Below are 14,154 nucleotides of genomic sequence, written 5' to 3' on the forward strand. Positions count from 1 at the left end.
CACTCACGCCCGGCATCGAAATATCCAGCAGCACCACGTCGCACCGGGTGTGCCGCAGGCTGTCGAGCAACTGCTCGCCGTTTGCGGCTTCCCCTACCACCTGCATGTCCTTGGCCAGCCCGATCAACTGCTTGATCCCTTCCCGGACAATGGTGTGGTCCTCGGCCACCAGCACTCGAATCACGTTCGCTCCTCCTGCTCCAGGGCAATGGCTACGCTCAAGCGCGTGCCGTCGCCGGGCTCACTGTGCAGCACCATGCTGCCGCCCATCATCAATACCCGCTCGCGCATCCCGACCAGGCCAAACGAGCTGGGGCGCGGCTGGTCTGGGCAGAAACCCTGCCCGTCGTCACTGACCGTCATGCGCAACTGCCCGGCCTCGCGCACCAGCTCGATTTCCACGCTGTGCGCCTGGGCGTGGCGCATCACATTGGTGAGTGCTTCCTGAAGGATACGGAAAAGGCCCGTTGCTCGGGCGTCGCTCAACGCCGGCAGATGGTCAGGAACCTGTACCAGGCAAGGAATCTGGGTGCGCGCCTCGAAGCGCCGGGCTTGCCACTCGATGGCCGAGGCAATCCCGGCATCCAGAATGGGCGGGCGCAGCGCCGTGGCGACATCGCGTACCAGCTGAAACAACTGGCTGATCAGACGCTTCATGGTGGTCAGCCGCTCATTGAGGCCGGGGTCCAGTTCGGCAAAGGCCAGTTCGCACATGGATACTTCAAGCTTGAGTACGGTCAGCATCTGGCCCAGCTCATCGTGCACCTCGCGGGCGATTCGGGCTTTTTCCTCCTCGCGCACGCTTTCAAGGTGCGCCGAGAGTTCGCGCAGCTGCTCTTGGGAACGGGCCAGGGCCCGCTCGGCGCGTTTGCCCTGGGTGATGTCCCAGACCACCCCGTACCAGACCAGCTGGCCGTTGCCCAGGCGCCGGGTGCTGGCCTTGATATCGGCCCAGCGCTGCTCGCCCTGACGCGTAAGGATGCGCCCCTGCCAGGCCCAGTCCTGCTCATTGGCCAGCGCCAGGTCTTGCACCCGGTGATAATCGGCGCGGTCGTCGGGATGTACCAGGTTGCGCAACCCCATCTGTGGGTGCTGGATCTCGCCAGGCGTATAGCCCACCAATGCTTCACTTCCCTCGCTGACATAAGGAAATTCAAGTCCACCCTCAGCGGGGTCTCGTTCCAGGCGAAACACCAGCCCTGGTACGTTGCCAGCGATCCCCTTCAGCCGTGCCTCGCTTTCGCGCAAGGCAGCCGTGGCGCGATGGCGCTCGGTCACATCGGCCAGGTACACCACCAGGTATTCCGCATCGCGAAACCGCAGGAAACTCAAAGACAGCTCCACCGGCAGCAGACGACCGTCAGCGCGCAGGCATCGGGTTTCGAACTGCCCCACACCGCTGTCGCCTGAACGCGCACCTTTCCACAGGTCCAGCCAGCGTTCCATGCTCAACGAGGGCTCGAAGTCCCCCAACGGCTTTTCCAGCAAGGCGCCTTCGCCATAACCCAGCATGCGCTCGGCAGCCGGGTTGGCATAGCGCACATGGCTGTCCCAGTTGACCCAGAGAATACCCACGGTGCTCTGGTCGATGGCGAACTGGCTCAGGCGCGAGGCTTCATCGCGCGCATGCCGCTCTACCAGTCGCTCACGGGTGGCCAACAGGCTGCGCTCCAGCTGGCTCTGCTGGCGGCGCTGCCATACCAGGGTGATCAACGCGCAGATCAGCAACAGCCCCAGTAACAAGGCCAGGTTTTGCCAGAACCCCGGCGACTCGCTGATCCTGGGATACCTGGGCTGCAACCAGCGCTGATGCAGCTGTTCCAGTTCTTTGGCTGGCAGTGCCTGCAAACCACGCTCCAGCACCTCGGCCAACAGTGGCCAGTCTGGCCGAGAACCCATGCGCAGCAGCTGCGGCAGGCCGATATCCCCCACCACCGCCAGTTCGCTGAACTCGCTTTCACGGGACAGACGACTGAGTTGGGCCTCGTCCATGACGGCGTAGCTGGCCTGCCCTCCGACCACCAGTTGCAGGGCCTCACGGTCGTTCGGTACGCCCTGCAGGTTCAGGTTGCCGTAGTTGGCGCGCAGGTAATTGGCCAGAACCCCGGGCATGCGCACGGCCACGCGCTGGGCGGCGTCCAGTTTTTCCAGCTCAACGCCCAGCGCCGCGTTGCGGGGGCCCACGATCAACTGCGGCACGCGCATGTAGGGGTCGCTGAATAACCATAGGCGCAAGGTGGCCGGCGTCTGGGTCAAACCTGGCGCGAAGTCGATCTCCCCTGCTTGCAAGGCCCTTTCGAGATTGGCCTGGTCTGGATAATGGCGCCACGTGAGGTCCAGATGCAGCGCTTTGGCCAAGCTGCTCACCAGCTCCACGTTAGCCCCGTACAGCTGCTGCAGGCGGCGGTCGAACTGGGCATAGGGGGCTTGCAATACCAACCCCACGCGCAAGCTGCGATGGGTCTCGAGCCATTGTTGCTGCGTCGGCTCCAGTGTGACGCCAGGCAACGTCTCAGGCCTTGCCATGACCATCAGCGGCAGCCACAGGCAGCCGATCATCAACAGGCGATGCACTCGCTTCATCTACACGTTCGTCCACACAGGGGCGGCCATCGACCGTGGCCGTAACGGGCAAATACCATTACGCTGCCGGTATCATTCTGGCTTTGGGTTGAGACATGTTCACACTCTATCGCACGACGCTGGCAATGTGCTGCCTGGTCTCGCTCCTTCCTGTGGCGGCGCGGGCTGACGACGCACCGGCTACCCCGCCCGAGACACCGCCTGCAGCAGAAGCTACGCCCTCGCGCCCGCCCCTGATCGAGCGCAGCCAGGAGGACGCCCAGGCACTCGAACGCCGCGTGCCCAAGGCCGAACAGCAGACCCTGCAAGCCGGTGCCGACAGCTTCCTGGCGTTGTGGAAACCCGCCAACGACAGCGACCCGCAGGGCGCGGTGATCATCGTGCCAGGGGCCGGCGAAACGGCCGACTGGCCCAACGCCGTGGGGCCCCTGCGCCAGAAATTCCCGGATGTGGGCTGGCACAGCCTGAGCGTAAGCCTGCCTGACCTGCTGCTCGACAGCCCATTGGCGCGTGTGCAGGCCAAGCCTGCCACAGCGCCTGTTCAGGCCGATGGGCAAACGGCGCCTGCCAAGGACGAACCTGCCGACGCCAACGCCAACGTGGCGCAAGCCACCGCTGCCGAGCCCGAAGCGGCACAAGGGACCGATGCCGAAGCTGCCAGCCAGCAGGCCGACCCCGCCGATGCCGAGCGCATTTTCGCCCGCCTGGACGCCGCCGTCGCGTTCGCTCAGCAACACAATGCCCGCAGCATCGTGCTGATCGGCCATGGCAGTGGCGCCTACTGGGCAGCCCGTTACCTGAGCGAAAAGCAGCCGCCAGAGGTGCAGAAACTGGTCATGGTTGCCGCCCAGACACCGGCGCGTGTCGAGCATGACCTGGAGAGCCTGACGCCCACCCTGAAAGTGCCCACGGCCGACATCTACTACGTGACCCGCAGTGCTGATCGCAACGCTGCCATGCAGCGCCTGCAGGCCAGCAAGCGGCAGAAAGACAGTCAATACCGCCAGCTGTCCCTGATCGCCATGCCGGGCAATCAGGCCGCCGACCAGGAACAGTTGTTTCGTCGCGTGCGGGGCTGGATGCAGCCCTGATTGTGCGGGCAGGGCAGGATCTCTGCCGGCGCTCGGTCCCGGCTAGAAATCGCGGCGCTTACGGATCAGCGCGTAAGCCTGGTGCAGTTCGCGGGTTCGCTCGGTGGCTTCGCGTAGCTGCGCCTCGCTGGCGCCGGTGCCGGCCAGCTTGTCCGGGTGATGACGACTGACCAGTCGCCGATAAGCCTGTTTGACAAGCGCGCCCTCGGTGTCAGTGTCGACGCCAAGCAGGCGCATCGCGGCCGCATAGGTCATGCCGACCCCTGCCATGCCAGCCGTTCGACGAGGTTCGTACTCCTGGGACATGGCCTGCACCTGGCGCCGGCTCATGCCCAATTTGTTCCCCCAGTCCAGCAGCAGCTCCCGCTCCTTGTTGCCCATCTTGCCGTCGGCCCAGACCATGCGCCAGCTGGCGCGCAAGGTGCCTTCCGCCCCATGGGGCTGCTGGCGGATCCGGCGCAGATAGCTGCCCAACCGCTCCTTGCCACCCTTGCCCCGATTGAAGGCATCGATCGCCCGCAACCTGGCCGCTTCATCCAGGTTCAGCCGGGCCATTTCCTGCCGAGCCTGCTGGATATGCTGCTCGACCACACGCCCATCGCTCTTGGCCAGCCGCCCCAGCAGCACGAACAGCAACTCTTCGTCCCTTGGCGCCGGACGCCCGCCCAAACGCTCGCGCACATCGTCCCAGCCTTGCAGGCGCAGGTGACGGTCCATCATCTGCCCCGCCAGCGCACCGAGCAGGGCACCAGGAATGCTGGCGATGGCAAACCCTGCCCCAGCCCCGATCAACGTGCCTGGCCACCACATCTCAGCGGTGCTCGCCCAGCAGACGCTCGGCCTCGGCCAGGCGCTCGACGGTGCCCACGTCGACCCAGTGCCCGGCAAAATGCTCACCGCTCACCTGGCCGCTGGCCATGGCCTGGCGCAGCAAGGGCGCCAACTTGAAGGCGCCAGGTTTGCAGCCCTCGAACAACGCCGGATGCAGCACCGAAATACCGCTGAAGGTCAACGTACCGGCTGCACCGTCCCCATCGACCACTTGGGTACCGACCAGGCGAAAGTCGCCTTGGCCGTGATGCCCGGGGTTGTCCACCAGCACCAGGTGGGCCTGCCCTTGCAGCGGCGCCTGCAAACGCGAGAAATCGTAATCGGTCCAGATGTCACCGTTGATCAACAGGAACGGCGCATCTCCCAGCAAAGGCAAGGCCTTGAAGATACCGCCTCCGGTCTCCAGCGGTTCGCCTTCCGGGGAATAGGCAATACGCAAGCCGTAACGGCTGCCATCGCCCAAGTGGTCCTCGATCTGCTCACCCAGCCAGGCGTGATTGATCACGACGTCGGTGACCCCTGCCGCGGCAAGGGCCATCAGGTGGTATTCGATCAGCGGGCGCCCCGCCAGCGGTATCAGCGGCTTGGGCGTATGCAGGGTCAGCGGGCGCATACGCTCGCCTTTGCCTGCTGCCAGAATCATCGCCTTCATGCACGCGCTCCCGCTTGCAGGCCAGCAATCAGCTCGCCCAGCTCGGCAAGCTCTGGCCGCCGGCCGATCACTTCTTCTATATAGGTGAAGAAGCGCGGTACGTCGGCCAGATAACGGGGTTTGCCGTCACGGTGGCAGATGCGGGCGAAGATGCCGATCACCTTGAGATGGCGCTGTACGCCCATCAGGTCGCTGGCACGCTGGAAGGCTTCGAACGTGCCCTGCACCGGAACACCTGCGGCCTTGGCCTTATGCCAGTAATCGTGCAGCCAACCTTCGACCCTCGCTTGCGGCCAACTGAGGAACGCATCCTTGAACAGGCAGGTGATGTCGTAGGTGACCGGGCCGTAAACGGCATCCTGGAAATCCAGCACGCCGGGGTTAGGGGCGCTCTGCATCAGGTTGCGCGGCATGTAGTCGCGGTGTACCAGCACCTGCGGCTGGGCCAGGGCGCTGTCGATCAGCAACTGGCTGGACCGCTGCCACGCTGCCGCCTGGGCCTCGTCGAACGCCAGGCCAAGCGCATGCTTCACGTACCACTGGGGGAAAAGTTCCACTTCCCGGCGCAGCAGTGCCTCGTCATAGCGGGGCAACGGTGCGTCCATGGGCAGCGCCTGCAAGGCCAGCAAGGCATCGATGGCATCGGCGAACAGGGCATCGGCATTGTCGGCGTTGATGACGTCCAGGTAGGTCTGGCGGCCCAGATCGCCCAGTAACAGGAAACCGCGTTCAAGGTCCTGGGCATGAATCACGGGCACATGCACACCGCCACTGGCCAGCAGGTGATCGATGGCGACGAACGGTCGGCAATCTTCCTGTGGCGGCGGTGCATCCATGATCACGAAACTGTGCCCTGCGCCCTCCCAGCGAAAATAGCGGCGAAAGCTCGCGTCGCTGCTGGCAGGCGTCAGGCTGCCGGCCGGCACCGGGCCCCAGGCCTGGCGCAGGAAAAGGTCTTGGAGTTGCTGGTCGAGCCACGCGGACAGTTGCTGCAGGCGTACATCGTGTTCAGGCATTACAAGGGTCTCCGACGGCCCTAGCCGTCAAGCGGGTCATGCTTTATTATCCAGCATCTTTTTCAGACCATCGAGAGGCGTGCGGCCCCACACGCGGGCAGATGGCACGCAGGAAGCCCGGACTAATAAGATGGCATTGAAATCCCCCGCGTTTCGTAGAAAGTTTCCGTTGCTCGTCACCGGCAGTCTGCTGGCCCTGCAACCTCTGGCCATGTCGCACGTCTTGGCAGCCGAACAATTCGACTGCCAAGTGTCCGCCTCCGGTGGTTGGGACTGCAAGCCCAAAACCGCCGTCACCAACCTGCCACCGCGCCCGGTGCACGAGGGTGCCGCCGCTGCTGGCGGTACCGGCACCGAAGCGGCCGGCGAAGCCGAGGCCGACCGGCCGGTGCTGGTCACCGAGGCCAAGGGCCGTGGGCTGAAGTCGCGCAGCGAGGACTACAGCCACCTGGACTGGGTCCCGCGTGACAAGCTGACCGCCGCGCAACTGGCCGAAACCGGCCCGTACTGCGGCGGTGCCTATGTCGAGCCGCTACGCCCCGGCATGGCTGACACCACGCCCAAGGACGAGTCGCCGACCTACATCAATGCCAAGGTATCCAAGTACCAGCAGGAGCAGCAGATTGCGACTCTGGCCGGTGACGTGGTCATGCGCCAGGGCAGCATGCAGGCCCAGGCCGACGAGGCCAACCTGTACCAGGCCGAGAACCGTGGCGAGCTCAAGGGCAACGTCAAGATCCGCGACAACGGCTCGCTGGTCGTCGGTGACCAGGCGCAGATCCAGCTCGACACCGGCGAAGCCCAGGTCGACAACGCCGAATACGTGATGCACAAGTCGCACATTCGCGGCAGTGCCCTGTACGCCAAGCGCGGTGAGAACGCCATCATCCGCCTCAAGGACGGTACGTACACCACCTGCGAACCGGGCAGCAACGCCTGGCAGCTCAAGGGCAACAACATCACCCTCAACCCGGCCACCGGGTTCGGCACCGCCACAAACGTCACGCTGCGGGTCAAGGATTTCCCGGTGTTCTACACACCGTACATCTACTTCCCGATCGACGACCGCCGCCAGTCCGGCTTCCTGCCGCCGTCGTTCAGCACCAGCAGCGACACCGGCTTCATGCTGGTGACCCCGTACTACTTCAACCTGGCGCCCAACTACGACGCCACCTTGTACCCGCGCTACATGACCAAGCGTGGCCTGTTGATGGAAGGCGAGTTCCGCTACCTGACGCCTTCGAGCGAAGGCCAGTTCGGCGGCGCTTACCTCAACGACAAGAGCGACGAGCGCAAGGACCAGACCGACTACAAAGACCAGCGCTACATGGTCAACTGGCAGCACAAGGGTGGCCTGAACGAGCGCCTGATGACCGAGGTGAACTACACCGACATCAGCGACCCGTTCTACTTCCAGGACCTGGAGTCGGACCAGATCGGCGTCGAGAACAAGGACTTCCTCGACCAGCAGGGTGCCCTGACCTACCGCGGCGACAGCTACACCGCGCGGTTGAACGTGCATGCCTACGAGGCGGCGACCATCTCGCAGATCACGCCTTACGACCGTCTGCCGCAGATCACCCTCAACGGTGTGCTGCCGTACCAACCGGGCGGCTTGACCATGGGCTACGAAACCGAAGCGGTACGTTTCGATCGTGACCTTAAGAGCGACTTCGTCCGCGACAAGGATGGCAACCCAGATCTGTCTGCAGGGTTCCCTGGCCGCCGTCTGGATCAGAATATCTTTGGCGTAGCGCGCGCCAACGGCACGCGCTTGAACGTGGCACCGTCCATCAGCCTGCCGATGACGGCCAGCTACGGTTACCTCACCCCCAAGCTCAAGTATGCATACACCAAGTACGACTTGGATCTAGACAGCGAAGGCAAACGCAACCTTATCGAAGACCCGAGCCGCATTGCGCTCGAAGGTGACTTCAAGAGCAGCCAAAGCCGCGACGTCCCGATCTTCAGCGTAGACAGCGGCCTGTATTTCGATCGCAACACTTCACTGTTCGGTACGAACTACAAGCAAACACTCGAGCCGCGCCTGTTCTACCTCTATGTCCCCTACAAGGATCAGAAAGACATTCCGCTGTTCGATACCAGCGAAACCCTGTTCAGCTACGACTCGCTGTTCCGCGACAACCGTTTCAGCGGTTCGGACCGCATTGGCGACGAGAACAAGCTCTCGCTGGGTGTCACCACTCGCTGGATCGAAGACGACGGCTTCGAGCGTCAGAACTTCAGCATCGGCCAAGCGTACTACTTCAAGGACCGCAAGGTTCAGCTGCCGGGTATCGATTACAAGAACCGCAGCTATGCCCAGTCCGAAACTTCGCCTTACGCGCTGGTGTACAACTACTACTTCAACCGCGATTGGCGCTTCAATTCGGATTTCAACTGGGACCAGGACAGCCACAGCACTCGCTCGGCCAGCGCCATGTTCCACTACCAGCCTGAGGCCAATCCGAACAAGATCGTCAACCTGGGCTATCGCTACCGGAACGACACGGTCGCCTTCGATTCCAGCACGGGTCGCTGGAAAGTGGACGGTGGCGACTATGGCACCCCAGGGAGCCCGAACTACATCAAGGACTACTACAAGATCCAGCAGCACGACTTCTCGGTCATCTGGCCGATCGTCCCGCAGTGGAGCGTCATCGCTCGCTGGCAGCATGACTACAACCGCAACCGCACCCTGGAAGCCATGGGCGGTTTCGAGTACGACAACTGCTGCTGGAAGCTGCGCTTGATCAACCGTTACTGGCTCGACTTCGACGACTACAGCCAGGCACTGCCGCAGAACGAAAAAGGCGACCATGGCGTATTCCTACAGGTCGTTCTCAAGGGCCTCGGCGGCGTCGTTGGCAACAAGGTCGAATCCTTCCTCGGCCAAGGCATTCAAGGTTACCGTGAACGTGAAGAACAAGCTTATTGATCGACTGCGCCCAGTGCTGCTGGGCGTCGCTTTGCTGAGTGGCGCGGTGCATGCCGCGGTGCAACCGCTTGACCGGGTGGTGGCCATCGTCGACAACGACGTGGTCATGCAAAGCCAATTGGACCAGCGCGTGCGTGAAGTTCAGCAGACCATCGCCAAGCGCGGCGGCAGCGTGCCGCCAAGCGGCGCCCTGCAGCAGCAGGTGCTGGAACGCCTGATCGTCGAAAACCTGCAGTTGCAGATCGGCGAGCGCTCGGGCATCCGCATCACTGATGAGGAGCTGAACCAGGCGATCGGCACCATTGCCCAGCGCAACGGCATGTCCATCGACCAGTTCCGCGCGGCGCTGGCCCATGACGGCCTGTCGTTCGACGATGCTCGCGAGCAGGTCAAGCGCGAGATGATCATCAGCCGCGTGCGCCAACGCCGGGTGGCAGAGCGCATCCAGGTGTCGGAGCAGGAAGTTAAGAACTTCCTTAATTCGGACATGGGCAAGATGCAGATGTCCGAAGAATACCGTCTGGCCAACATCCTGATCCCAACGCCGGAAGCGGCCAACTCCAACGACATCCAGAAGGCTGCGCGCAAAGTGGGCGATGTCTACCAGCAGCTCAAGCAAGGCGCGGACTTCGGTCAGATGGCAATCGCCAACTCGGCCAGCGAGAACGCGCTCGAGGGCGGCGAGATGGGCTGGCGCAAAGCCGGTCAACTGCCCCCAGACTTTGCCAAGATGCTGAGCAGCATGCCGGTGGGTGAGATCACCCAGCCCATTCGCATCCCCAACGGCTTCATCATCCTCAAACTCGAGGAGAAGCGTGGTGGCAGCGAGAACGTGCTGCGCGACGAGGTGCACGTACGCCACATCCTGATCAAGCCAAGTGAAGTGCGCAGCGAAGCCGCCACCCAGCAACTGGCTGAAAAGATCTACGAGCGCATCGAAAATGGTGAAGACTTTGCCACCCTGGCCAAGAGCTTCTCGGAAGATCCGGGCTCGGCGCTCAACGGCGGCGACCTCAACTGGGTAGACCCGAACACCCTGGTGCCGGAGTTCCGCGAGCAGATGGCCAACGCACAGCAAGGCGTGGTGACCAAGCCGTTCAAGACCCAATATGGCTGGCATGTGATGGAAGTGCTGGGCCGCCGCGCCACTGACAGCACAGAACAGGCCCGTGAACAGCAAGCCCTGAGCGTGCTGCGCAACCGCAAGTACGACGAAGAGCTGCAAACCTGGCTGCGCCAGATTCGCGACGAAGCCTACGTTGAAATCAAGCTGCCTGGCGCTGACCAGGCCGCTCAGTGAAGCCCCTGCGCTTCGCCGTCACACCCGGCGAGCCAGCGGGGATAGGTCCTGACCTATGCCTGCTGCTCGCTGCCGACGCTCAGCCCCACCCCCTGATTGCCATCTCCAACCGTGACCTGCTCGCCGAGCGGGCCACCCAGCTGGGGCTGGACATCACCTTGCTGCCTGTCATGCCAGGTCAATGGCCGAGTCAACCGGCACCCGCTGGCAGCCTGTATGTGTGGGACACGCCGCTGTCTGCCTCAGTGGTCGCCGGTCAGCTGGACAAGGCCAATGCGCCGTTCGTGCTGCAGACCTTGACCCGTGCCGGACAAGGCTGCCTGGACGGCGATTTCGACGGCATGATCACAGCGCCCGTGCACAAGGGCGTTATCAACGAAAGCGGTATTCCTTTTTCGGGGCATACCGAGTTTCTCGCTGAGCTGACCCATACCGCCCAAGTGGTGATGATGCTCGCCACCCATGGCCTGCGCGTCGCCTTGGTCACCACCCACCTGCCCCTGCGTGACATCGCCGAGGCCATTACTGCCGAGCGCATCGAGCGCGTGACACGCATTCTGCATGCCGACATGCGCGACAAATTCGGCATCGCCAACCCTCGCATCCTGGTATGCGGCCTGAACCCCCATGCGGGAGAAGGTGGCCACCTGGGCCGCGAGGAAATCGACATCATCGAGCCTACCCTGGCCCGCCTGCGTGCCGAAGGCATGGACCTGCGCGGGCCACTGCCGGCCGATACCCTGTTTACCCCCAAATATCTGGAGCACTGCGACGCGGTGCTGGCGATGTACCACGACCAAGGGCTTCCCGTACTCAAGTACAAGGGCTTCGGCGCTGCGGTCAATGTCACGCTGGGCCTGCCGATCATCCGTACCTCGGTTGATCATGGCACGGCCTTGGACCTGGCCGGCACCGGCAAAGTCGATACCGGCAGCCTGCGCGTTGCCCTGGACACCGCCTACCAGATGGCCGAGAACCGACCATGAACGAGCAATACCAACACCGGGCGCGCAAGCGTTTCGGGCAGAACTTCCTGCACGATGCAGGCATCATCGACCGCATCCTGCGCGCCATCAATGCCAAGCCAGGCGAACACCTGCTTGAAATCGGCCCGGGCCAGGGCGCATTGACCGAAGGCTTGCTGAGCAGCGGCGCGCAACTGGATGTGGTGGAGCTGGACAAGGACCTGGTGCCGATCCTGCAACACAAGTTTGCAGGCAATGGCAATTTCCGCCTGCACCAAGGTGACGCCCTGAAGTTCGACTTCAACCAGCTCGGCGTACCGGCACGTAGCCTCAAGGTGGTGGGCAACCTGCCCTACAACATCTCTACACCTTTGATCTTCCACCTGCTCAGCCACGCCGGCCTCATCCGGGACATGCACTTCATGCTGCAGAAGGAAGTGGTCGAGCGTATGGCCGCAGGGCCTGGGGGCGGTGATTGGGGTCGGCTGTCGATCATGGTCCAGTATCACTGCCGCGTCGAACACTTGTTCAACGTAGGCCCCGGCGCCTTCAACCCGCCGCCGAAAGTGGACTCAGCCATCGTCCGGCTGGTGCCGCACGACGTGCTACCCCACCCGGCTAAGGATCCGCAGTTGCTTGAGCGGGTGGTTCGCGATGCGTTCAACCAGCGTCGCAAGACGTTGCGTAATACCCTCAAAGGCTTGCTCGACAGCGCCGCCATCGAGGCCGCTGGCGTGGATGGTAGCCTGCGCCCCGAGCAGCTGGATCTGGCGGCTTTCGTACGCCTGGCCGACCAGTTGGCTGATCAACCGGCCTGACCGACCCCCAGCCCCTGCCCCGCTGACCGCAGTCAGCACTTGCAAGCTGATCGCCGCCCCGATGCTTGGGGCTTGCTTGCCGGGCCAGCCTGCCATCGCGCCGCTGGCCCTCGCCCCTCCCTATGGCCTAGACTGCATCATTGCGTCAGTTCCCCAAGGCCCTTGCATGACCGACCCTCGCTATCAGATCGACGTCAGCGTCGTGACCCGTTACCTCAAAGAGCAATCCGACCCTGAAAGCAGCCGTTTCGCTTTCGCCTACACCATCACGATCCATAACAATGGCTCGCTCAAGGCCAGGCTGCTGTCCCGGCACTGGCTGATCACCAACGGTGATGGCGAGGTCGAAGAGGTGCAAGGCTCTGGCGTGGTCGGTCAACAACCTACGATTGAACCAGGCCAGAGCCATACCTACAGCAGCGGCGCCGTCATCACCACCCGCGTTGGAACCATGCAGGGCAGCTACGAAATGTTTGCCGAGGACGGCAAGCGCTTCGACGCACAGATCGCGCCGTTCCGCCTGGCAGTACCTGGGGCGCTGCACTGATGGCCACGTACGCCGTCGGTGACTTGCAAGGATGCCTGCAGCCGCTCAAATGCCTGCTTGAACGTGTGCGCTTCAACCCGGCTGTGGACAAGTTGTGGCTGGTCGGCGACCTGGTGAACCGTGGCCCCGAGTCGCTCGAGACGCTGCGCTATTTGTATTCGATTCGCCAGTCGCTCACCTGCGTGCTGGGCAACCATGACCTGCACCTGCTTGCGGCCTGGCGCAACGTCGAACGTCTCAAGAAGAGCGACACGTTGCGCGAAATCATCGAGGCCCCTGACGCCGACCAGCTGCTCGACTGGCTGCGCCAGCAAAAGCTGCTGCATTACGATGAACCGCGCGGCATCGCCTTGGTACACGCGGGCATTCCCCCGCAATGGACACTGGGCAAAGCCCTGGAGCTGGCTGCCGAAGTCGAAGAAGTACTGCGCGATGACAGCCGTCTGCCGCTGTATCTGGACGGTATGTACGGCAACGAGCCCGCCAAGTGGAGCAAGCGTCTGGCGGGTGTCGAACGCCTCAGGGTCATTACCAATTACCTGACGCGCATGCGCTTCTGCACCGCAGAAGGCAAACTTGAATTCAAGAGCAAAGAAGGGCTGGACAGCGCCCCCAAAGGGTACAAGCCCTGGTTCGCCCACAAAGGTCGGCGTTCGCGTCACGTGAAGATCATCTTCGGGCACTGGGCCGCCTTGCAGGGCCAGGTCGAGGAACCCGGAGTCATTGCGCTGGACACAGGCTGCGTATGGGGTGGGTCCATGACCCTGTACAACGTCGATGACGGCCAGTACCACCATTGCGATTGTGCCGATGACGGCACCCTGCGCCCTGCGGCGCCAATTCCAACCTTCAACGATCAACCCGGAACAGAGCCAACTCCATGAGCGAATTCAAGCGCATCCCTCCCGAACAGGCCCTGGCCCTGCGTGCGCAAGGTGCCGTCGTGGTCGACATTCGTGACCCGCAGGCCTACGCAGCAGGTCACATCACTGGTGCCCGCCACCTGGACAACCACTCGGTCGCCGACTTCATTCGCAATGCCGACCTGGACGCACCGACGCTGGTCGTCTGCTACCACGGCAATTCGAGCCAAAGCGCAGCTGCCTACCTGGTAGGACAAGGCTTTTCCGACGTGTACAGTGTCGATGGTGGCTTCGAGCTATGGCGCTCGACCTATCCTGCCGAAACCGCCCAAGGCATTGAAGAATAAATTTTTCATTGTCACTGCAGCCCGCGCCATGCGCGGGCTGGAGACCGTTCTGACGAACGGTCGCTAGCAACTTCCGTCACCCGTGCCCTTGACCTTGCCGATTACCAACTATCCTTAAGCGCAGGCCATCCGGAAAAAGGGGAGAGCCGGTACACCGGCGTGCGGGTCATCGGTAGCGCTATAGGGTGTTTGGGGGGTATATG

13 protein-coding genes are annotated in these 14,154 nt (G+C 63.0%); 8 read left to right on the plus strand and 5 right to left on the minus strand.

Translation table 11 applies throughout. The features are described from left to right. Both ACF8R3_RS05510 and ACF8R3_RS05515 read right to left on the minus strand, forming a co-directional pair. Positions 1–184 (minus strand): response regulator transcription factor (locus tag ACF8R3_RS05510; RefSeq protein WP_392515128.1); only part of this gene is annotated, 184 nt, incomplete at its 3' end. Continuing rightward, complete coding sequence (locus tag ACF8R3_RS05515) at positions 181–2,583, minus strand: PAS domain S-box protein (RefSeq protein ID WP_392515130.1); 2,403 nt, start codon at positions 2,581–2,583, stop codon at positions 181–183. The genes ACF8R3_RS05515 and ACF8R3_RS05510, both read right to left, overlap by 4 nt. Positions 2,584–2,678: 95 nt before the next feature. Here ACF8R3_RS05515 and ACF8R3_RS05520 point away from each other — a divergent pair, with 95 nt between their 5' ends. Next, complete coding sequence (locus tag ACF8R3_RS05520; RefSeq protein ID WP_392515132.1) at positions 2,679–3,674, plus strand: alpha/beta hydrolase family protein; 996 nt, start codon at positions 2,679–2,681, stop codon at positions 3,672–3,674. A gap of 42 nt (positions 3,675–3,716) precedes the next feature. On the opposite strand, the gene ACF8R3_RS05525 is transcribed toward ACF8R3_RS05520, so the two are convergent. From ACF8R3_RS05525 to ACF8R3_RS05535, 3 genes are read right to left on the minus strand one after another with little or no spacing between them, the layout of a single operon-like run. Next, positions 3,717–4,484, minus strand: coding sequence for a TerB family tellurite resistance protein (locus ACF8R3_RS05525; protein ID WP_058639603.1), 768 nt, complete (start codon positions 4,482–4,484; stop codon positions 3,717–3,719). A 1-nt stretch (position 4,485) separates the two neighbouring features. After that, the gene (murU, locus tag ACF8R3_RS05530; RefSeq protein ID WP_392515134.1) at positions 4,486–5,157 is read right to left on the minus strand and encodes an N-acetylmuramate alpha-1-phosphate uridylyltransferase MurU; all 672 of its coding nucleotides are present in this window, start codon (positions 5,155–5,157) and stop codon (positions 4,486–4,488) included. Then, positions 5,154–6,173: an aminoglycoside phosphotransferase family protein gene (locus ACF8R3_RS05535; RefSeq protein WP_058639605.1), complete on the minus strand. Its 1,020-nt coding sequence runs from the start codon at positions 6,171–6,173 to the stop codon at positions 5,154–5,156. Before ACF8R3_RS05535 ends, murU begins: the two co-directional genes overlap by 4 nt. A 130-nt stretch (positions 6,174–6,303) precedes the next feature. Here ACF8R3_RS05535 and ACF8R3_RS05540 point away from each other — a divergent pair, with 130 nt between their 5' ends. The 7 genes from ACF8R3_RS05540 to glpE all read left to right on the plus strand — a co-directional run bounded on the left by ACF8R3_RS05540 (position 6,304) and on the right by glpE (position 13,951). Further along, positions 6,304–9,111, plus strand: a complete 2,808-nt coding sequence (locus tag ACF8R3_RS05540) for an LPS-assembly protein LptD (protein WP_392515136.1) — start codon at positions 6,304–6,306, stop codon at positions 9,109–9,111. After that, a complete protein-coding gene (gene surA / locus ACF8R3_RS05545; RefSeq protein WP_392515138.1) occupies positions 9,086–10,411 on the plus strand; it encodes a peptidylprolyl isomerase SurA in 1,326 nt (441 codons plus the stop codon). Before ACF8R3_RS05540 ends, surA begins: the two co-directional genes overlap by 26 nt. Further along, the gene (gene pdxA / locus ACF8R3_RS05550; RefSeq protein WP_196127741.1) at positions 10,408–11,397 is read left to right on the plus strand and encodes a 4-hydroxythreonine-4-phosphate dehydrogenase PdxA; all 990 of its coding nucleotides are present in this window, start codon (positions 10,408–10,410) and stop codon (positions 11,395–11,397) included. Before surA ends, pdxA begins: the two co-directional genes overlap by 4 nt. Continuing rightward, positions 11,394–12,194 carry a 16S rRNA (adenine(1518)-N(6)/adenine(1519)-N(6))-dimethyltransferase RsmA gene (gene rsmA, locus ACF8R3_RS05555; RefSeq protein ID WP_078479218.1) on the plus strand — a complete coding sequence of 267 codons (801 nt, stop codon included), beginning with the start codon at positions 11,394–11,396 and terminating at the stop codon, positions 12,192–12,194. The genes pdxA and rsmA overlap by 4 nt, the downstream gene beginning before the upstream one ends. A gap of 166 nt (positions 12,195–12,360) precedes the next feature. After that, positions 12,361–12,741, plus strand: coding sequence for a Co2+/Mg2+ efflux protein ApaG (gene apaG, locus ACF8R3_RS05560; RefSeq protein WP_058603038.1), 381 nt, complete (start codon positions 12,361–12,363; stop codon positions 12,739–12,741). Beyond that, a complete protein-coding gene (locus tag ACF8R3_RS05565) occupies positions 12,741–13,625 on the plus strand; it encodes a symmetrical bis(5'-nucleosyl)-tetraphosphatase (RefSeq protein WP_058639608.1) in 885 nt (294 codons plus the stop codon). Before apaG ends, ACF8R3_RS05565 begins: the two co-directional genes overlap by 1 nt. Further along, positions 13,622–13,951 (plus strand): thiosulfate sulfurtransferase GlpE, encoded by a 330-nt coding sequence (glpE, locus tag ACF8R3_RS05570; RefSeq protein WP_058603036.1) that lies wholly within the window; start codon positions 13,622–13,624, stop codon positions 13,949–13,951. Before ACF8R3_RS05565 ends, glpE begins: the two co-directional genes overlap by 4 nt. Positions 13,952–14,154 lie beyond the last annotated feature (203 nt).

The organism is Pseudomonas sp. FYR_7 (genome assembly GCF_043106155.1).
Classification (GTDB): Bacteria; Pseudomonadota; Gammaproteobacteria; order Pseudomonadales; family Pseudomonadaceae; genus Aquipseudomonas; species Aquipseudomonas parafulva_B.

Coding starts and splice junctions, on each gene's coding strand:
- ACF8R3_RS05515 (WP_392515130.1), bottom strand. CDS start 2,583: ATGAAGCGAGTGCATCGCCTGTTGATGATCGGCTGCCTGTGGCTGCCG.
- ACF8R3_RS05520 (WP_392515132.1), top strand. CDS start 2,679: ATGTTCACACTCTATCGCACGACGCTGGCAATGTGCTGCCTGGTCTCG.
- ACF8R3_RS05525 (WP_058639603.1), bottom strand. CDS start 4,484: ATGTGGTGGCCAGGCACGTTGATCGGGGCTGGGGCAGGGTTTGCCATC.
- murU (WP_392515134.1), bottom strand. CDS start 5,157: ATGAAGGCGATGATTCTGGCAGCAGGCAAAGGCGAGCGTATGCGCCCG.
- ACF8R3_RS05535 (WP_058639605.1), bottom strand. CDS start 6,173: ATGCCTGAACACGATGTACGCCTGCAGCAACTGTCCGCGTGGCTCGAC.
- ACF8R3_RS05540 (WP_392515136.1), top strand. CDS start 6,304: ATGGCATTGAAATCCCCCGCGTTTCGTAGAAAGTTTCCGTTGCTCGTC.
- rsmA (WP_078479218.1), top strand. CDS start 11,394: ATGAACGAGCAATACCAACACCGGGCGCGCAAGCGTTTCGGGCAGAAC.
- apaG (WP_058603038.1), top strand. CDS start 12,361: ATGACCGACCCTCGCTATCAGATCGACGTCAGCGTCGTGACCCGTTAC.
- ACF8R3_RS05565 (WP_058639608.1), top strand. CDS start 12,741: ATGGCCACGTACGCCGTCGGTGACTTGCAAGGATGCCTGCAGCCGCTC.
- glpE (WP_058603036.1), top strand. CDS start 13,622: ATGAGCGAATTCAAGCGCATCCCTCCCGAACAGGCCCTGGCCCTGCGT.